Source organism: Microbacterium sp. GQ128 (genome assembly GCF_059758615.1).
The window spans coordinates 24,382-43,075 of record NZ_JCAXDY010000006.1 but is presented as its reverse complement, the minus strand read 5'-3'; the positions used below and the strand labels follow the sequence as shown (position 1 = coordinate 43,075).

Below are 18,694 nucleotides of genomic sequence, written 5' to 3'. Positions count from 1 at the left end.
CGCACGAGTGTGACGTCTCGTTCATCGATGGGCACCGTATCGACTCGGGCGTACGAGTATCCGGCGGCCGGATCCGAGCGTCCGCATGCGGTGCAGGAGGTCACGGGTGCGGCGGGGCAGGGCACCGGGGCCTACGGGTATGACGAGTCCGGCAATCAGGTGTCTCGTCCGGGCCAGGAGCTGACGTTCAATACCGTGGGCAAGGTGTCGAAGGTGGTCGCCGGGTCGGAGGTGCAGTCGAACGTGTTCGATGCGGACGGGAACCTGTTGTTGCAGGTCTCTTCGACGGATGGCGCGTCGTTGTTCCTCGGGGACACGACTCTGACGCAGGCTGCGGGGAGCAGTGTGGTGGCAGGGTTCCGCACGTACTCTGGTGCGGAGGGCAAGCCGGTGGCTCAGCGGTCGGCGAAGACCGGCACGACCGGGAGCGTGTTGACCTGGTTGTTCACGAACCTGGAAGGGACGGTGGATGTGCAGACGACGGCGAATGGGTCATCGACCGTGCAGTCGTATCGTGACCCGTTCGGTGCGCCCATTGCGGACAGTGCGCAGGGATGGGCTGATGGTGCCGGGTATATGAACAAGCAGGTCGCCAAGGCCACGGCGCTGACCAATGTGGGGGCGCGGACGTATGACCCGGCGTTGGGGAAGTTCGTCTCTGTGGACCCGGTGATCGACACCAACCTGCCGCAGCAGAACACGGGCTACGCGTACTCGGGGAACAACCCGACGACGTACAAGGACCCGAGTGGGCTCGCATTCAACTTCATGATGCGTGGCGATGGTGGAAGCCGCAAACCCAAGGCCTGGAACATGACGACGCAAGGCCTCCCACCGGGCCAAGCGGCGGTCCAGAAGGAAAGCGATAGGCTCTTCAAGAAGGTGCGAGACGAGGACAGCAACCCTTTCATCGCCCCGTTCCGCGATCGTGCTTCGGATCTTCGGATGGCGCGTTTCTACGGGTCCGAACAGGGGCAGCTGCTCGAAAGCTGGCTCAGTGGAAACAGTCCTTCCCACCTCGCATACGGCCCTGGGTCTCAAATGACGCAGGACATTCGCGGGTCGCTCACAGCAGACGAGTATCGCTCGCTGCTTCAGTCGGCCTTTCGAAATGGGCGCAAGTTGCCCGTTTGGGGGTTCACGGCCGGGACGCCTGAACTGAGGAACCACAACACTCTGCGAGATGCCCTTACGGGGCTAAACTGGGAAAGCGCTCCAAGCGAATATCAGACGTTTCTGACACTTGGCACTTTCGATTTGGAAGCTGAGCTCGTGGAGCGGCCTCGGGGGAGCTCGGCCGTCGTTGCGATAACGGCCACGAATACTACGTCTTTAGGATCCATGTTGCGGATTAACGATGACGTCTACACCTATCTGAACCGCATCGCGCCGGGAGCAGGAATAAATCACGTGTCTGAAACTTTCACCTGGACCGAAACGATTAGCTGGTGATGATCTCCGTACTTCGACGTATCGCTCGACTAGCCACCGTTGGCAGCCTAAGCCTAGGTGCGGCTCTAGCCTTGGGCGGATGTTCAGGGGAACCCGTGCCCGCCAATGGACTCGAGATCGAAGACGTCAGCGGGACATGGATTCTTGAAGGCGAATATGGTCCTGCCGTGATGGAGCTGAACGACGATCGAAGCGTCCGCGCCCATGACTGGCCATCAGCAGTTTTCTGCGGCGGGATCCGGGCCCCTGGACAGGTGGACGTTACAGGGACGTGGTCAGGTGCCGACGGTGGAACCAACGGGATCTTTCTCGGGCTGGAGGGCCCGTGCGATATTCAAACCGGTTTTCTCTTCAGATCGAGTGATGATGTTCTCGAGATGCAGTTCTTTCCACCTGGCGAACTGGACACGTCTCTCGAACCTCTCTGGGTGCTTCGACGGGAGTGACCGAGTGCGCATTCGCAGAGATTGGGGATGATCAGATGCACGTCCATGGAACGCTGGCCTCGGTCCCTCGATTGCCAGCCGAATTCGAGGTACAGAATGTTCGTCACTGGAATACTGATCGTCGGGTTTGGCGTCGTCGTAATCGTTTGGCGAAAAAGTGTGCGAAAGGCCATACTCCGCAAGGCGGAGAAGATTGGCAGCCCGATGATCTCGAAATCAGCAAACTCGGACGGGACCAGGCGTATTGTAGAAGTCGGCGTTGTCTTTGTAGCTATCGGTGTGTGGGTGATTCTGGAGGCAGCCGGTGTTCTCTAGTTGACTGAGCCGCGATTGCTTTCGTGACTACAAGAAAGGTGACCGAGAGGTGCGGGTGAATGTTCTGGAAACAATCGTCGCTTCGAATATGGGTATTCCATTCCTGGGATTTCTGATCCTGAGGATGCCAGGGCTGTCTCTCTCGGGTATCAATTGGCAGCAAAGTTCCCGAACGGGATTCCTCTCGCGGCATACCAGCAAATGATCTTGGATTGGCTTTCGATGGACGTCTCTCCGTGATTCGCGTGAGGTCGGGTCTTGTCTGGGCGGCAGTGGCGATTCTGATAGCCATAGCCATCGGGCTGGTTGCGCTTGCGGCATCGACGATGATGTCGGCGCAGTCACGAATGGGTCGCGCGGTTGATCTACCGCTTTCATTACAGGCGGAGACCAAGGGACGTGCGGGTTCCGTCGGCCAAGCAATATTGGAATCCGAAGGTGCTGTGCGCCTAGACGGGTTCCCGATCGGGGTTGTCCTCCAGGCAGAGGGCAAATGCACGGATTGGGACGGCAAAACCACATTCAGTGGAGCCGGCACGTGGACGATCGATAATGATTTAATCATTACAATCACAACGAGTAGAGGGGACGTCGCGATCGGCCCGTATCACCCGGCGCGCGGCGACGTCGTATGGTACAGATTCGGACTTCCCCTATGTGGTTCGAAAAACCCCTTGTGGTATTGGGTGAGTTAAGGTGAGTAAGCGCGAAGGCAGAACTGCGATCATCCAATTCTCCGCTTCGAACCCCATGACGCTGGGATCCTTGATCAGCCCTGTGCGCGAATATGCAGATTCTCTGCCCGGCGCCACGGGCCCACTGTCGGCCGTTACCGTCAATTACACCTGGACTTCGACGGTGAGTTGGGAATAATGCGCGGATGAAAAACTGGGTGTCAGTTGCAGCAGCAACTGCAGTACTCGTGATGGTGCTGACAGGATGCGGTCCGCAATCTGAAGCTGACGATCTGACGAGGGAAGACATCGTCGGAGTGTGGAGTCTCCAGGTAGATCGCAGCGACGCGACGATCTCGATGAACGGGGACGGCACGTTCGTGGCTCGTTCGTGGCCAGAAAACCTGCTCTGCCGAGAGGCGGGAGCCCTCAAACTCGATGATCTGGAGTGGGAAAATCCGAGCACGATCCATGGCACGTGGCAGTCCGGGAGAGACTTCCCCTATCTGCTCTTTCTGACGTCGGACGAAGAATCGTGTGGGAACGCGAGCTGGATATTCAAGGTGTGGGAGTTTGGGGAAAAAGACTACCGATTCCAGGTGTTTCTCGACGGCGTGAGGGATCCTGAATCCGCAAGTGAAGACCAGAGCGTCTGGATATCGAAGATCCCCACCGACTGACGACAGCAGCGTGAGTAGACGATGATGACGGCATCACTACCTCCGGGCGTGACTAGAGGTGCTCGGCGCGGAGTCTTTGGCGTCTTCGTGCTGCGGGACGTGTTCGCCAACGGGGTGCACATGAACTGAGGCTGACTTCAGCCGCAGCGACCAGCTTGAGTAGACGATGATGACTGCATGACTACCTCTGGCCAGACGCGGCGTGATGCGGCGAAGTGACATGACGATGCGGGGGTCATCGGCCACTCCGGGCGGCACTCCTCATGCGAGAGTGACATCTACATGGACAGAAACGATCGCAGGGCGATGACCCGCCTCGTGCAACGCGTCATCCGAGTTGCCTGCGTGGGCGTTGTCGTGTTGGGCGTAGCGGCTTGTTCTGGGAGCCCCACGCCAGCTCGTGGACTCGGAATCGAGGACGTCAGCGGCACGTGGATCCTTGAAGGGGAGTCGGATCCGGCTGCGATGGAGTTGCATTCCGATCGAACCGTTGAAGCTCACGACTGGCCGTCGGACATCGTGTGTAACGAAGACGCGGGAGTTGAACGGCTGGACGTCACCGGTACATGGATCGGCGCCTATGGGGGCCGTGACAACGCGATCTACCTCATGCTGGATGGACCGTGCGGCACGCATACGGGTTTCCTCTTCCAATCGAATGATGATGTTCTCGAGATGCAGTTCTTTCCACCCGGTGAACTGGACACGTCTTTCGAACCTCTCTGGGTGCTTCGACGGGAGTAACCGAGTGAGCATTCGCAGAGATGGGTGATGATCAGATGCACGTCCATGGAACGCTGGCCTCGGTCCCTCGAGCTTTAGGCCTTGACTGGTCGGCGGAATCCCTCGATCAGGGGTCTCGTGTTTCGTGCCAGAAGGTCGCGTGAGTCTTGAGGCTTCCCCCTTTTCGCAGTCTGCGCGGCTTGGCGACGCCGATAGCGTGCTCCGCCGGATCTTCCGGGGATTACCCGCGGTCTCGGACGGAATTCTCATTGTTGATGACGACTTATCGCGTCGTGGCGACCCAGGACTCGATGGTGTCTCCTTCGTCGACGACAGGGTTATCCGTTGGGAAGGCCTGCAATCACCTCCCGAAGATCTGACGCGTCTGGTTCGGAGAGGAGCCTCGGGGTACCCGTTGAATGCGTTCATATCGGGCAACAGGCGAGGTCAGACTCTTCGTCCTTCCGTCGGTTCGCTCTCCGACTCGGATGTTCTGCTGCTCGCAAGCGAGGTGCAGGTCGTCATCCACTCCATCTACGATGCAGAGTCTTTCCTGCTCTTGGTTCTCGACGAAGAGGTTAACGCGTTCCTGGGTTCGCTCATATGACCTCGACCGCCGAGTGTCCGGCTGGAATCTGGTCGTACTCGTATCGTTTTGATCACCCCATCGGAACGACCGGGCATGACGCCGACTTCTTCACTTACGCGTCTCACAGCCGGTTCGAAGCGGCGAAGCCGACCTGGGAACAGCAGGCTTCTAACCTTTCGGCGCTTTTAGAGGAGTCGCGATGACGTCGAGACGGACGAGAGTGTTCCCCCTCATGGTCCTGCTGCTTGGTGCTGTGTTGATGACGGCGGCGTTCGTGGCGTTGTTCCGCTACGGATCGGTCGGCGGTTGGGAGGTATCCCCTGGAGGGCGAGACCATGTCACGCCCCTGCTCGGCACTTTCGCGATTTTCGCGGCCGGGGGAGTGCCGGTCGCGCTGATGTGCTGGTCTCTTGAGCGACCGGTGAGTGGCGGATCATCGCGAGTCAGCCGCAACCGGATCCGCCATGTCCTCATCCCCAACGCCTTGGCGGCTGTCGTGGGTATTTTCCCGATGTATCTGCTCGTGTGGGACTGGTATCAGGCCTTCGCGGTCGTCGGGGGACTCGCCGTTCTCGGAAGCGTCATGTGCTTCGTCGCCCTGTCGGTCGGAGACAAGGTGCGGCTGAGGACGGCCGCCCCCGACGATGCGATCGAGCACCGGTGACAGCCTCCCCGGGGGCGCACTCGACGATGACGTCGGCATGACTACCTCTGCTCGGGCAGCTCCTAGTTTCATGGTCATCCTCGGGATTGCCATGGTGACGGTAGGGATCGTCGGAATCGTTCAAAGGCTTAGTCCGTAGCCAAGGTACGTACTGCCGTCTTGTGACTTCAAACCTGTTCTGTGCCCTCGACAACTAGGACGATCGGTGATCACGAGACGGCAGCCTGAGTAGACGATGATGGCTCCATGACTACCGCTGTCCGGAGAGCTCGCGTGACGCGATGGCGTGACACGACGATGCAGTTGTCTTCGGCAGGAGGACTGCGTTGAAGAGCCTTGCCGGCTTCTCCGGAATGCTGCTGCTGATCGTCCGCGGATTCGTTCTCTGGTTCCTGATCCCGTTCTCGACCGTGGCGTGGCTGCTCATCCACTCGTGGGCTCAGAAAGCAACGCTGGGTCAGGCGATCTGCTGGTACGACTGGAACTTCATTGCGTTTCTGCTTCTGATGCCTTTTCGGCCCGCTCTCCGCTACAGCACGGGTGACGAGAGGATCCGGTTCTTGCGCATCTCAGAGATGCGAGTGATCCAGACCTACAAGATTGCGCTGACACAGCAGAACTAGGCCCTCGCGGAGAGCGTTGACCGTTGCACGCGTGCAGGGGATCGGATGGCGGGCTCAATGCTCATCTCCGCTGTGAACCCGCCGCTGTGAACCCGCCGATGAACGCAGCTACCTCCCCGATAGGCGCACCAGGTGGAGTGCGGCTATGAGACGAGGGGGTGGCAACAGGCGCGGCGGTGGCTCCGCTATCTTGAACGGGAGCTCCCAGGGAGGTGGCGCAGATGTCCGACCAGGCGATTGTCGGCATCGTCGTTGTCATCTTCGGGCTCGTTGCTATCGCGCTACATCGAGTGATTCCCACGATGATTCAGGGCGCACTGAAGTTTTTCTTTGGCGAGCCGGTCGCCGATGACGCCATAAGAGGACCGTCGGCGAAAGTCCATGTCGTCGTTGTCGGCGTGATCATCGTGATCTTCGGCGGATTCATGTTCGTGTCTGGCGTATCTCAGGGTTGAGCGCCATATGCAGTTTCGGCTTTGGTTGGGCGTGGTGAGGTGGATGTGATCGACGACGGGAACGGAGGGTTTTGAGGTGACGGCTGCACGGAGCCTGGGATGACCAGAACTTCAATCTCTCGCTGGTGCAAGGCCCGTTGCGGCCGCTCACCGGGCGAGAAGTCGATGCGAGATTCGTCGGAATATCCGCCATGAGGCCTCTGTCGACGTACAGGATCCGGTGGCTGATCGAGATGGTCTGATGGCCAGTGCTCCATGCTCCTCCGTGGCCGCTACCGAGTGCACGGGAAGCTGTCGAATGCACGGCTTGTCAACGTCGACAACCCGTGCATTCGACAGTAAGCCGTGCACTCGAGAAGGAGTGGCGAGGGGCGGGAGCACGAGGAGACCAACTCCCGCTTGACCTTGACGCGACGTCAACTTCTAGAGTCGAGATATCGAACGGGAAGGAGGCGACATGGAACGGGACGACTGGTCCATCCAGGAGATCGCGCGGCTGGCGGGCACCACGAGTCGCACGCTGCGGCACTACGACGACATCGGACTGCTGCCGCCGTCGCGCATCGCGCCCAACGGCTACCGCCACTACGACGGGCAGGCGCTCGTGCGGCTGCAGCGCATCCTCCTGCTGCGAGAGCTCGGACTCGGGCTGCCGCAGATCGCGGAGGTGCTCGAACGCGAGCGCGGCGAAGCATCCGCCCTCGAGACCCATCTCGCGCTGCTGCGCGAGGAACAGACCAGGCTGGCGCGGCAGATCGCGTCGGTCGAATCGACCATCACCGCATTGAGAGGAGGTGAGAACCTCATGGCAGAGAACATGTTCGACGGCTTCGACCACACCCAATACAAGGAGGAGGTCGAGGATCGTTGGGGCAAGAAGGCCTACGCCGACAGCGACCGCTGGTGGCGGGGGATGACGGATGCCGAGCGCGCCGACTGGCAACAGCGCGTGTCCGACCTCGGACGCGACTGGATCGCCGCGGCGGAGAGCGGCATCGACCCGGCATCCGCCGAGGCTCAGGATGTCGCGCGACGCCACGTCGAGTGGCTCACGGGCATCCCCGGCACTCCCGCAGCCGCCCCCGGCGGCGACGTCAAGGCGTATGTGATCGGGCTCGGCGAGATGTACGTCGCGGATCCGCGCTTCGGCGCGAACTACGCGACGTCGTCCGGCGGCACCCACGGCGCGGAGTTCGTCCGCGACGCACTCCGCATCTACGCGGAGGCGAATCTGTAGACGCATCCTTCCGGATGCCGAGCGGCCCCCTTGCGTGCGAACCACCCCGTTGTGGACGTACCTAAGGGGGCCGTTCGCACACAAAGGGGGTGGGTCGAGATGGGCGAGTGGGCGTGACTTGACTGTATTCCGAGATTCCGAGATGCATCTTCTTTCGACGACCTCATGCCTGCTTACGATGCTTGGGCCGTCGACAGTCTACATATTCATCGACGGACCCAATTGATAGTGATGAAAGAAGGTCAGATGATGCAAATAGCACTGCGAGGCGTCGCGGAAGCACTCCTCAACCGAGACTCGGTCGAGATTGATAGCAGCGCGCCATTGACGGTCGAGTCTCTGTTCCGCAGCCTCGGTGAGATGGACGTCGATGTCAAACATGCATTCATCGCGCCGGAGACGGGCGAAGTGCGACGCTACGCTCGAGTTCTCGTGAACGGAAAAGCCGCTCGACTCGACGACGAAATCGATCCGGATGCAGACGTCAAGGTATGTGCCGTACACGCTTGTGACGGCTGACGCGAACTCAGTTTTGTGGCGGCCGACTTCCAAGGTCGGTCGCCACGGACGCAAATCCCAGCCTGATCGGAGGAACAGATGCAATTCAAGGATGAGCGATACAACCGGCAAGAGATGATGCCCCAGGTCGGAGCAGAAGGGCAACGGCTCCTGCGTGAGGCCAGCGTCGTCTCCGTTGGGGCCGGAGGAGTGAAGTCTCCACTTCTCTACTATCTTGCCGCCGCCGGCGTTGGGCGGATACACATCATCGATTTCGATCGCATCGAGACCAGCAACCTCAATCGCCAGATCCTCTATCGCAGCCACGACGTGGGAAGGCTCAAGGCAGAAGCGGCCGCGGAGGAGCTTCTGGAACTCAACCCGGAGATCGACGTCACGTTCTCAACCGAAAGGGTCGACCACGAGAACGTCGAGAGATTGCTCGCCGGTTACTCGGTGATCCTTGAGGGCGGGGACGGCCCCGAGCAGAGACTGCTCTGCAACTCGTTCGCCATCCAGACGTCGACACCGATGGTTCACGTCAGCGCACAGTACGGCTACGGCTACGTCTTCACGATGGCATCGCCCGGGGACCCGTGCCTGCAGTGCGCCTTTCCGGACTTGCCCGAGAACCGGCGTGGTCCGGTACCTGTGTGGGGCGTCTCCACCGGATTGGCGGGAGTTCTTGGTGCGAATGAGGTGCTGAAGATCATCCTCGGCAAGGGCGACCTTGCGAGCGGCTATCTCTTTTCCTTCTCCTGCTTCAAGAATGACTTCATCAAGGTTCCAATCGACCGGATACGAGGGTGCCCCGCATGCGGGAGCCGGTGAGCCCGGAAGCGAACTCCATCGAGCGTGCAGCCCTCTTCGGCACCGCCGTTGACGCGGTGGGTACCGGAGCCTTCGTAAGTGCCGCCGCTCTCTTCTTCACACTCCAGAATGGGGTGAGTCCGATTGCTGTGGGCGTTGGGCTCACGGCCTCAGCGGTCGCCGGCGCGCTGGCGTCCGTTCCTGTTGCGCATTTTGCCGATCGTTTCGGTCCGTTCCGAGTCTTTGCGATCTCTTACTCGCTGCGGGCAGCAGGCATGATCGGTTGGCTCGCGGTCAGCGGAGATCTTGCCTTCTTGATCTACTCAGTGGTATTCGGTCTTGTCGACCGCTCCGCGGCTTCGTTGACACGGAGCATAGTAGCCGCGCCCTTGTCCAAAGATGATGCCGTGCGCGTCTTCGGTCGGATGGCGCTCCCGGGCAACATCGGGTACGGCGTGGGGGCTGGCTTCAGCGCGTTAGTTCTTTTCCTCGAACTGCCGCTCTCCCTCGTCGTGGGTGCAAACTCGTTGTCGTTTATTTTGGTCGTTCTTGTCTATCGAGCTGCATTCCAAGGCAAGAACTTGGTGGGTGCGCGCGTTCGTCCATCTTTGCTCGCCTCGCGATCGTCGATGATCTCAGCCTTTGCTTCACGGCGCAGGCTAAGGGTTACGTGGGAGAATTTTGTTTTCTCCTTCCATCGGACGCTCCTCAACGTGTACCTCCCGCTTTTAGTGGTGTCGCGCTGGCCGACGCTGTCGTGGATTGTTCCCGTTGCGTTCATCGCGAACGCAACGTGCGTCGCGCTCGTTCAGGCACGAACCAACGCCTGGGTGGTTCGCGGGTACAATCACGCCATCGCTTGGGCCACGTCTGGGATCATCCTCGGCCTATCCATCTTGGTACTGGCGACGGCCGCGCCGCGCTCCAATGGTGGAATCGGCATTGTGCTTTTGTCCGCCTTGATCCTGCTCCAGATTGTCGCGGAAATTCTGCATTCTGCAGCGCTCGCCGTCTATATGGTGAAGCTGAGTCGCGGGAGTGCGCTGACAACGGACATGAGCGCGATGAATGTGGGAGGACAACTGCAGAACATCGTAGGTCCGGTGATCTTCGGAGCACTCGTAGGTCCAACGACCTGGATGCTCGGGGTCGTTGTCGGCGCGGGGGTGCTCGTGACGGGCCTTCGAGCTTCGTCCTCGTCTAGGCGGCGATGGTTCGAAAGTGAGGAGGATGCAGTTGAGCAATGATGCCGGCGAACTGGCGGACTACTGGGACTGGGCGCATGTGATTCGTGACTGGCCCCGAGGGGCGGAACTGCCGATCGTTCAGCATGTTCTTGAGGAGGTTTCCGATCGCGACCAGATCCTGTACATCGGCGTGGGTGACGGGCGCAATTTCTTGAGGCTTGCCGATAGTGGTCTTGATATCTATGGTTGCGACGCGTCTCGCGTAGCTGTCGATCGGCTTCTTTCTGCTCATCCCTCGCTTCACGATCGACTGCTCCACGGAACGTTCCCGGAGATTGTGGAGGATCGGGCGGGATTTGATGTCGTCATCGCGTCGCGTGTGCTCATACGCCCGGACTTGGACGGATCCCGCGCAGACCTCTCTGCAATTCGTAGCGTGCTTCGTCCCGAGGGCCGGTTGTTCGCAGAGTGGACGGCGGCTGGTACCGATCCGTGGCCGGGATGGGGGTCGGCGGCATTGGATGCTCGTGGAAACCTCAGGCTCTACTACCCCTCGGAACGCGTCCGGAAGATCTATCTCTCGTTTCTGGGCTGTGTGGAGCTCGTGGAGACTGCGGGGTTCACCGTTGACCGCGGCCCGGTCCCTATCGATCTCCCGCGACACCGCTACCCGGGCGGGATCGTTCGGGATTGGGTTCTCTCTGCGCGCGCAAATCCTCCCTGAGTCGCACTATGCCGAGCGGCCCCCTTACGTGCGAACCACCCCGTTGTGGACGTACGCAAGGGGGCCGTTCGCACACAAAAGGGCCGCTCGGCGGGAAGGGAGAGGGGGAAGGACGCGGGCGCGGGCGCGTAGCGAACGGCGGACCCGCGTGCAAGGGGGAGCCCCCGGCATGGCCGCGGGCGTAGGGTCGTGCCATGAGTCGGCGGCACAGGGACAGAGACGCATCGCCGCTGTTCCTCGTCGCGACCGCCGCCTACACCGCGAACTGTGCGCTCGGAGCCTCGGTCGCTGCGCGGCTCATCGACACCAGCCGGTTCCGCTGGCTGCATCACGCGCTTTACATCGTGACGTGCACCACCGTCGCCGCGGCCGTCGCGGTCGGCTTGTCCCGGGGCCCTCGCACCGCCGGTCGCCGAGCCGCCCTCGCACTGCTCCCCGCGGCCGGCCCCCTCGCCGCGATCCCGTACCTCGGCAGCCACGGCCGCCGGCATCCGCTGGTCGCGCTCGCTGCCGCCCCCTTCATCGTCGCGGGACTCCTCGTCTCGCGCCGCCCCGCCGACCGGAAGTGACCGCATGGAACTGCTCGATGCCATCCGCCGCCGCAAGACCACGAACGGGCCCTTCCTGCCCGACCCGGTGTCGGAGGAGCACCAGCGCATCCTCCTCGAAGCCGCGGGCCGCGCCCCCTCGCAGCTGAACAGCCAGCCGTGGCGGTTCGTCGTGATCGAGAGCCGCGACACGATCGAGCAGATCGCCCGCATCTCGGGCGAGAGCATGACCGAGGCGATGTCGAACGGCACGTTCTTCGAGCGCTACAAGCCGTACTTCCGCTTCAGCCAGGCCGAGATGGAGGAGAAGCGCAGCGGGATGCTGTTCGACAAGCTGCCCGCCGCGCTCCGCCCGTTCACGAGCCAGGTGTTCACCAAGCGCGGGCAGACGCTCATGAACACCTTCGGCGTGCCCAAGACCCTCGGCTCCGAGAACCGCAAGCTCGTCGCGGGGTCGCCGCTGCTGCTCGGCGTCATGCTCGACCGCAGCGAGTACCGGCCGGGGCAGCTGTCGTCGTTCTACTCCGTGTTCAGCATGGGCGCGGCGATGGAGAACATCTGGCTCACGACGGTCGAGCTCGGCATGGGCATCCAGTTCATCTCCTTCCCGATGGAGGTGCCGGGGCGCTGGGACGAGATCGTCGAACTGCTGCGCGTGCCCGACGACCTCGAGCTCATGGCCGTCTACCGGCTGGGCTACCTGCCGCCCGAGCAGCGGCGCCCCGCGATCGACTGGTCGAGCAGCCAGCGCAAGCTCGTGTCGCAGTACGTGTTCCGCGAGAACGGAGACACGCCTCAGCAGGGATGGGACGACGGCCCGACGCCCGGCCCGGTCACTCCCGGCCCGAGCGCGGCAGGCGACTGAGGTCCTTCACCGCTGGACCCTCGATCCGGGTGCCGTCGGCGGCGAACCGCGAGGCGTGCAGCGGGCAGTCCCACGTGCACTCTGCATCGTTCCACTCGAGCACGCCGCCCATGTGCGTGCACACCGCGCCGACGGCGCGCGTCACGCCGTGGACCGTCGAGACGCCGACCGGACGACCGCCGCGGTTCGCCACCACACCCTCGCCCTCGGCGGGCTTCGCGACGGGAACCGAGCGGCTCTCGGCATCTGCCCATCCACCGGCGAGTGCGGCCGCGACCTTTCCACCCTCGACGGCGCCGCGCCCGAGGTCGGCGGGCATGGTCATGCGCGTGCCGATGGTCGTCATCCAATCCGCACGCTCGCGCCAGGGCACCCCGAGGATCTCGGCGGTGAGACGCTGTGCGGCAGCCGGTGCGTTCGACAGCCCCCACTTGGAGTAGCCCGTTGCGAAGCGGATGCGGCCGAGACCGCGGGGCATCGCGCCGACGAACGGGATCAGGTTGTGCGACTCGTAGTCCTGCGCCGACCACCGATGCGTCTCCTCGGCGCCGGGGAAGTGCAGCTGCGTCCACGCGACGAGGTCTTCGACCGCGGCCTTCTCGCTGTCGGACCTGCCGACCGGGTGGCCGTTGCCCCCGACGACGAGCTGAGCTTCGCCCCCGGGGCCGTCGGCCGCGCTGACCGGACGCACCGAGCGGGTCGGACCGTCGACCGAGAGGAACATCCCCGTTGGCACGTCGCCCGGCACCCGGAACGACACGCAGTACGACCGCAGCCCGTGCGTCTTGGCGAAGTACAGGCCTCGATCTGTGATCGGGGTTCCGGTCGCGAGCACGATGTGGTCGGCGAAGATCGGCCCCGCCGTGGTGTCCACGCGACCGGGCAGCGCGCGGGTGCCGGTGGCGCGGACGCCGATGTGCAGCGTGCCGCCAGCGCTCAGCAGCTCGTGGGCGAGCGCGGCGGTCACCGCGACCGGATCGATCGCGACCTGGTCGTCGAGGGCCACGGCGGCGGCCACCGGGAACGGCGTCGACGGCACGGTGGTGGCGGCCAGCATCCGCGTCGGCAGGCCGGCCTCGCGGGCGGCGTCGTGCTGATCGCGCACATCCGACGCGCCGTCGGGCCCTTGCGCATAGGAGTGGTCGGTGTGGCGGGTGAAGGGCACGTCGGCACTCTCGGCGAAGGCGGTCAGCCAGTCCATGCCGGCACGGTTGGCGTCGACGTATGCGCGCACGAGCGACGCGGGGTGATGGCGGCGGATCGTCGCGAGCCGCATGCCCTGCAGGAGCGAGAGCTTGCCGGTGTTCGCACCGGTCGCGAGCTCGGCGATCCCACCGGCGTCGATCACGGCGACGTCGAGACCGGCCCTGGTGAGCATGACGGCGGTCGTGAGGCCGGTGAGACCGGCGCCGACGATGACGACGTCGTGGCGCGCACCCGCCTCGAAGGGCGATCCGGTCGGCAGTGACTTCTCGAGCTTCCACAGAGGGGTCATGGCCACAGTCAACGGCGTGCGGTGCGCGGCATCCACGCCCTTGACATCGCCTCGGCGCACTGTCACGCGCGACTACAGTGGCGACGTGACCCTCCGCCGCATCCTCCTCGTCGCCCTCGGCGGCACGGTGGGCACGGCGGCACGGCTCGGCCTGGGGCTCGCGCTTCCCGACGTCGGGGGCATCCCCGTCGCGGTGCTCGTCGCGAACGTGGTGGGCGCCCTGCTGATCGGCGTGCTGGCCGCGCGGATCCCCGCATCCACGGATCTGCGGCTGCTGCTCGGCACCGGTGTGCTCGGCGGCTTCACGACGTACAGCGCCTTCATGACGGGGAGCGTGGAGCTGTGGGCGGATGCCCCCGTGCTCGCGTTCGCCTACGCCGCGGGGAGTCTCGTGCTCGGCCTCGGCGCGGCAGCTCTCGGGCTGCGTATCGCCCGCCCGCGCTCCGGAGCGGCCTCGTGAACCCGGTGCTGTTCCTCGCCGCCGCGCTCGCCGGGGGAGTCGGCGCGGTGCTGCGGTACCTGGTCGACCTCGGCGTCGCGCGGCTGGCCGGTCGCCGGTTCCCGTGGGGCATCCTGCTGGTGAACCTGTCCGGATCCTTCGCGCTCGGCGTCGTCACGACCGCGCTGCCGGATGCCGCATTCCTCCTCGGTGCCGGACTCCTCGGCGGCTACACGACCTTCAGCACGGCGATGCTCGACGCGGTCGCCCTGTGGCGTGACGGCGAGCGCCCGGCATCCGTCTTCAACGCCGTCGGGATGCTCCTGCTGGGCCTCTTCGCCGCGGGTCTCGGGCTCGCCGTCGGCGCGCTGCTCTGACCGCTCCCAGCGTCCTCACAATCCGAAAATGTACAAACGTACATGTACGGGATGTCCAGGGGGTTCGGATGGGTGATGGGTTGCGTCGTCGACGCGACCCTGAAGCGCGCCGTCGCGAGATCGTGACCGCTGCCGCCGAACTCATCGTCGAGGTGGGGGCCGAGGCCGTCACGCACCGCAAGGTCGCCGCCCGCGCCGGCGTTCCCCTCGGCGCGACCACCCAGTACTTCGACACCCTCGACGACCTGCGCGCCGCCGCCTTCCGGGCGCTCGCCGAAGAGGTCGACGCGCGCCTCGACGGGGTGCGTCAGACCATCGCCGAGCGCGGGGACAGCCCCGCCGTGATCGCGGCCCTCGTGTTCGAGAGCATGGACGACGCACATGCCGTGCAGGCCGACCGCGCCGTGGTGACCGCCGCCGTGCACGACCCCCGTCTGCGCGAACTCGCACGCCACCTCTCCGACCGGCTCGTGGAACTTCTCGAGCCGACCTATGGCGAAGACCGCGCCCGAGCGGCGATGATCTTCATCGACGGCGTCATGTGGAGCATGCAGGTCCGCGACGCCCGCCTCGAACAGTCCTTCATCGAGACCGCACTGGCGCGGATCCTCGGAGATTCCGTCTCCACTCCCTCCGCAGCGACAGCCACACCCTGACACCGAGGAAACCGCCTTGTCGAAACTCGCCATCCTGAGCCTCAAGAACCGCGCGCTCATCGCCCTGATCACCATCGTCGCGGCGGTGTTCGGCGGGCTCGCGCTCACCAACCTCAAGCAGGAGCTGATCCCCTCGCTCGAGCTGCCGGCGCTCGTCGTCATGACGACGTACCCCGGCGCGTCGCCCGAGGTGGTCGAGAACGACGTGTCCACGCCGATCGAGTCGGCGATCCAGGGCGTGCCGGGCCTGGAATCGACCACGGCCACCAGCACCACGAACGCCTCGATCGTGCAGGCGATGTTCGCCTACGGCACGAACCTCGCCACCGCCGAGCAGAAGATCCAGCAGGCGATCAACCGCGTCTCCTCGCAGCTGCCCGAAGACGTGAGCCCGCAGGTGCTGTCGGTCTCCATCGACGACTTCCCGGTGATCCAGGTGGCCGTCACCGGATTCGAGGATGCCGACAACGCGCAGGCCGAACTCGAATCCGTCGCGATCCCCGAGCTCGAAGACGTCGACGGCGTCAACGCGGCCGAGATCGTCGGCGGTGTCGGGCAGCGCATCAGCATCACGCCGGACCCCGCGAAGCTCGCGGCCGAAGGCCAGACCACGCAGGCGATCAGCAATGCGCTGCAGCAGAACGGCACCCTCTTCCCCGGCGGCGACATCACGGAGGACGGGCAGACGCTCACGGTGCAGACCGGCGCGAAGATCACCACGGTCGACGAGATCGCGGCGCTTCCGCTCGTCGGCACCACCTCGACCATCGGCGATGTGGCCACGGTCGTGCAGGAGTCCGACCCGGTGACCTCGATCTCGCGGGTCGACGGCGAGGACGCGCTCTCGATCTCGATCACCAAGCTCCCCGCCGCGAACACGGTGGAGGTGTCGAACGGCGTGATCGCCGCGCTCGACACGATCAGCGAAGCCTTCCCCGACGCCGAGTTCACGATCATCTTCGACCAGGCGCCGTTCATCGTGCAGTCGATCGAGACGCTCGCGACCGAGGGCCTGCTCGGCCTGGTGTTCGCGGTGATCGTGATCCTCGTCTTCCTCCTGTCGATCCGCTCGACGCTCGTCACTGCGATCTCGATCCCGACCAGCGTGCTCATCACCTTCATCGGACTGCAGGCGTTCGGCTATTCGCTGAACGTGCTCACGCTCGGTGCCCTCACGATCGCGATCGGGCGAGTGGTGGACGACTCCATCGTGGTGATCGAGAACATCAAACGCCACTACGTCGGCGATGCCGACAAGGGTGATGCGATCCGCCTCGCCGTGCGCGAGGTCGCGATGGCGATCACGGCATCCACCATCACCACCGTGGCGGTGTTCCTGCCGATCGTCTTCGTCGGCGACATGGTCGGTGAGCTGTTCCGGCCGTTCGCCATGACCGTGACCATCGCGATGGTCGCCTCGCTCCTCGTCGCCCTCACCATCGTCCCGGTGCTCGCGTACTGGTTCCTGAAGCCGGGCAAGGAGCTGCTCGACGAGCACGGCAACGCGATCGACCCCGAGCACCCGGATGCTCCGCCGACGCAGCTGCAGCGCGTCTACCGGCCGATCCTCGGCTGGACGCTCAAGCACTCCGGCCTCACGGTGATCCTCGCGGTCGTGGTGCTCGGCGCCACGCTCGCCGCCGCGCCGCTCATGAAGATCAACTTCCTCAGCGACTCCGGCCAGAACACCATGACCGTCACGCAGGACCTCGGCCCGACCGCGAGCCTGCAGGCGAAGTCGGATGCCGCGGTCGAGGTCGAGGACGCACTCCTCGGCATCGACGGCATCGAGCACGTGCAGGCCTCGATCGGCACCAGCGGCTCGGCGCTCAGCGACGCGTTCTCGGGTGGAGCGGGTGTCACGTACTCCGTGCTCACCGACGGCGACGCCGACCAGGAGAAGCTGCGCGCCGACGTGCAGGACGCCATCGACGGGCTCGGCGACGACGTGGGCGAGGTGTCGGTCGCGGCATCCGCCGGCTTCGGCTCGAGCGACATCGAGATCACGGTCACGGCATCCAACGCCGATGACCTGCAGACCGCGACGACCTCGGTCGTCGACGAGCTCGACGGACGCGACGGCGTCGGCCAGGTGACCGACAACCTCGCCGCGTCGCTGCCCTACATCGCGGTCGTGGTCGACCGTGGGGCGGCCGCGCAGCGCGGTCTCTCCGAGGTCGCGGTCGGCTCGATCGTCTCGAACACCATGCGTCCGCAGCAGGCCGGATCGGTCGAGATCGACGACACCGCGCTGACGGTCTACATCGTCACGCCCGAGCCGCCCACCACGGTCCAGGCGCTCAAGGAGCTCGCGATCCCGACCCCGCTCGGCGTCGTGCAGCTGCAGGACATCGCGACCGTCGAGGAGCGCAACGGCCCCACGTCGATCACCACCGAGCAGGGGCGCCGCACGTCGACGGTCACTGTGCCGCCGGCATCCGACAACCTCGCCACGGCCACGCAGTCGGTGACCGAGGCGCTCGCCGCGGCCGACCTGCCCGACGGTGCCTCCGCCGAGGTCGGCGGTGTCGCCTCGCAGCAGGCCGACTCGTTCTCGCAGCTGGGACTCGCGATGCTCGCGGCGATCCTGATCGTCTACGTGGTCATGGTCGCGGTGTTCAAGTCGCTGCGCCAGCCGCTGCTGCTGCTCGTGTCGGTGCCGTTCGCGGCGACCGGTGCGATCCTGCTGCAGATCGTCACGGGAGTGCCGCTCGGCGTCGCCTCGCTGATCGGTGTGCTGATGCTCATCGGCATCGTGGTCACGAACGCGATCGTGCTCGTCGACCTCGTCAACCAGTATCGGGAGAAGGGTCTGTCGACCATCGAGGCGGTGAAGGCCGGCGGTGAGAAGCGTCTGCGGCCGATCCTCATGACCGCGCTCGCGACCATCCTCGCGCTGACTCCGATGGCGCTCGGCATCACCGGTCACGGCGGGTTCATCTCGCAGCCGTTGGCGATCGTGGTGATCGGCGGTCTGCTCTCATCGACCGTGCTGACGCTGATCGTGCTGCCCACGCTCTACAACCTCGTCGAGGGTGCCAAGGAGCGGCGGGCCGCGCGCAAGGCCGGCGGCTCGGATGCCGGTGGGGCACCGAAGCCGGATGCTCCGGTCGATCCGGATGCGTCGGGAGCTGCTGAAGTTCCGGCCGGCTCGGTGCTGATCGATGCGTCCGGTCTGCCGCACGCGCCGCAGCTCACCCGGCGCGAGTTGCGCGACCGCGAGTAGTCCCGCTCGGC

At 64.3% G+C, this 18,694-nt stretch carries 20 protein-coding genes; 19 read left to right on the top strand and 1 reads right to left on the bottom strand.

The genetic code is table 11. From position 1 onward, the window contains the following. Positions 1-27 precede the first annotated feature (27 nt). The 15 genes from AC6CHX_RS17760 (at position 28) to AC6CHX_RS17690 (ending at position 12,490) form a co-directional block, all read left to right on the top strand. Positions 28-1,452 carry an RHS repeat protein gene (locus AC6CHX_RS17760; RefSeq protein ID WP_498273894.1) on the top strand — a complete coding sequence of 475 codons (1,425 nt, stop codon included), beginning with the start codon at positions 28-30 and terminating at the stop codon, positions 1,450-1,452. Positions 1,453-1,547: 95 nt separating this feature from the next. Next, a complete protein-coding gene (locus AC6CHX_RS17755) occupies positions 1,548-1,898 on the top strand; it encodes a hypothetical protein (RefSeq protein ID WP_498273893.1) in 351 nt (116 codons plus the stop codon). Positions 1,899-3,093: 1,195 nt separating this feature from the next. Then, positions 3,094-3,567, top strand: a complete 474-nt coding sequence (locus AC6CHX_RS17750) for a hypothetical protein (RefSeq protein WP_498273892.1) — start codon at positions 3,094-3,096, stop codon at positions 3,565-3,567. Between the two features lie 306 nt (positions 3,568-3,873). Next, positions 3,874-4,311, top strand: coding sequence for a hypothetical protein (locus tag AC6CHX_RS17745; protein WP_498273891.1), 438 nt, complete (start codon positions 3,874-3,876; stop codon positions 4,309-4,311). A gap of 139 nt (positions 4,312-4,450) precedes the next feature. Beyond that, on the top strand, positions 4,451-4,897 hold the full coding sequence (locus AC6CHX_RS17740; protein ID WP_498273890.1) for a hypothetical protein: 447 nt from the start codon (positions 4,451-4,453) through the stop codon (positions 4,895-4,897). Positions 4,898-5,078: 181 nt separating this feature from the next. Beyond that, positions 5,079-5,543, top strand: a complete 465-nt coding sequence (locus AC6CHX_RS17735) for a hypothetical protein (RefSeq protein ID WP_498273889.1) — start codon at positions 5,079-5,081, stop codon at positions 5,541-5,543. 326 nt (positions 5,544-5,869) lie between these two features. Continuing rightward, positions 5,870-6,166: a hypothetical protein gene (locus AC6CHX_RS17730; RefSeq protein ID WP_498273888.1), complete on the top strand. Its 297-nt coding sequence runs from the start codon at positions 5,870-5,872 to the stop codon at positions 6,164-6,166. A gap of 221 nt (positions 6,167-6,387) precedes the next feature. Continuing rightward, a complete protein-coding gene (locus tag AC6CHX_RS17725) occupies positions 6,388-6,621 on the top strand; it encodes a hypothetical protein (protein WP_498273887.1) in 234 nt (77 codons plus the stop codon). A 457-nt stretch (positions 6,622-7,078) separates the two neighbouring features. Continuing rightward, positions 7,079-7,858, top strand: coding sequence for a MerR family transcriptional regulator (locus tag AC6CHX_RS17720; RefSeq protein WP_498273886.1), 780 nt, complete (start codon positions 7,079-7,081; stop codon positions 7,856-7,858). 165 nt (positions 7,859-8,023) lie between these two features. After that, positions 8,024-8,377 (top strand): hypothetical protein, encoded by a 354-nt coding sequence (locus AC6CHX_RS17715; protein ID WP_498273885.1) that lies wholly within the window; start codon positions 8,024-8,026, stop codon positions 8,375-8,377. A 78-nt stretch (positions 8,378-8,455) separates the two neighbouring features. After that, positions 8,456-9,187 (top strand): HesA/MoeB/ThiF family protein, encoded by a 732-nt coding sequence (locus AC6CHX_RS17710; protein WP_498273884.1) that lies wholly within the window; start codon positions 8,456-8,458, stop codon positions 9,185-9,187. Then, positions 9,172-10,413, top strand: a complete 1,242-nt coding sequence (locus tag AC6CHX_RS17705; RefSeq protein ID WP_498273883.1) for an MFS transporter — start codon at positions 9,172-9,174, stop codon at positions 10,411-10,413. Before AC6CHX_RS17710 ends, AC6CHX_RS17705 begins: the two co-directional genes overlap by 16 nt. After that, entirely contained in the window at positions 10,403-11,077 is a 675-nt protein-coding gene (locus AC6CHX_RS17700; protein WP_498273882.1) for a class I SAM-dependent methyltransferase, read from the top strand. Before AC6CHX_RS17705 ends, AC6CHX_RS17700 begins: the two co-directional genes overlap by 11 nt. 194 nt (positions 11,078-11,271) lie before the next feature. Further along, positions 11,272-11,646: a hypothetical protein gene (locus AC6CHX_RS17695; RefSeq protein WP_498273881.1), complete on the top strand. Its 375-nt coding sequence runs from the start codon at positions 11,272-11,274 to the stop codon at positions 11,644-11,646. Positions 11,647-11,650: 4 nt separating this feature from the next. Beyond that, positions 11,651-12,490: a nitroreductase family protein gene (locus AC6CHX_RS17690; RefSeq protein WP_498273880.1), complete on the top strand. Its 840-nt coding sequence runs from the start codon at positions 11,651-11,653 to the stop codon at positions 12,488-12,490. Here AC6CHX_RS17690 and AC6CHX_RS17685 read toward each other — a convergent pair. Further along, complete coding sequence (locus AC6CHX_RS17685) at positions 12,459-13,985, bottom strand: FAD-dependent oxidoreductase (RefSeq protein ID WP_498273879.1); 1,527 nt, start codon at positions 13,983-13,985, stop codon at positions 12,459-12,461. The genes AC6CHX_RS17690 and AC6CHX_RS17685 overlap by 32 nt on opposite strands. 85 nt (positions 13,986-14,070) lie before the next feature. Here AC6CHX_RS17685 and AC6CHX_RS17680 point away from each other — a divergent pair, with 85 nt between their 5' ends. From AC6CHX_RS17680 to AC6CHX_RS17665, 4 genes are all read left to right on the top strand, one after another. Next, the gene (locus AC6CHX_RS17680; protein WP_498273878.1) at positions 14,071-14,445 is read left to right on the top strand and encodes a fluoride efflux transporter FluC; all 375 of its coding nucleotides are present in this window, start codon (positions 14,071-14,073) and stop codon (positions 14,443-14,445) included. Next, positions 14,442-14,801: a fluoride efflux transporter FluC gene (locus AC6CHX_RS17675; RefSeq protein ID WP_498273877.1), complete on the top strand. Its 360-nt coding sequence runs from the start codon at positions 14,442-14,444 to the stop codon at positions 14,799-14,801. The genes AC6CHX_RS17680 and AC6CHX_RS17675 overlap by 4 nt, the downstream gene beginning before the upstream one ends. Before the next feature lie 68 nt (positions 14,802-14,869). After that, positions 14,870-15,457, top strand: coding sequence for a TetR/AcrR family transcriptional regulator (locus AC6CHX_RS17670; protein ID WP_498273876.1), 588 nt, complete (start codon positions 14,870-14,872; stop codon positions 15,455-15,457). A gap of 16 nt (positions 15,458-15,473) precedes the next feature. Further along, positions 15,474-18,683 (top strand): efflux RND transporter permease subunit, encoded by a 3,210-nt coding sequence (locus AC6CHX_RS17665; protein WP_498273875.1) that lies wholly within the window; start codon positions 15,474-15,476, stop codon positions 18,681-18,683. The last annotated feature ends 11 nt before the right edge of the window (positions 18,684-18,694 follow it).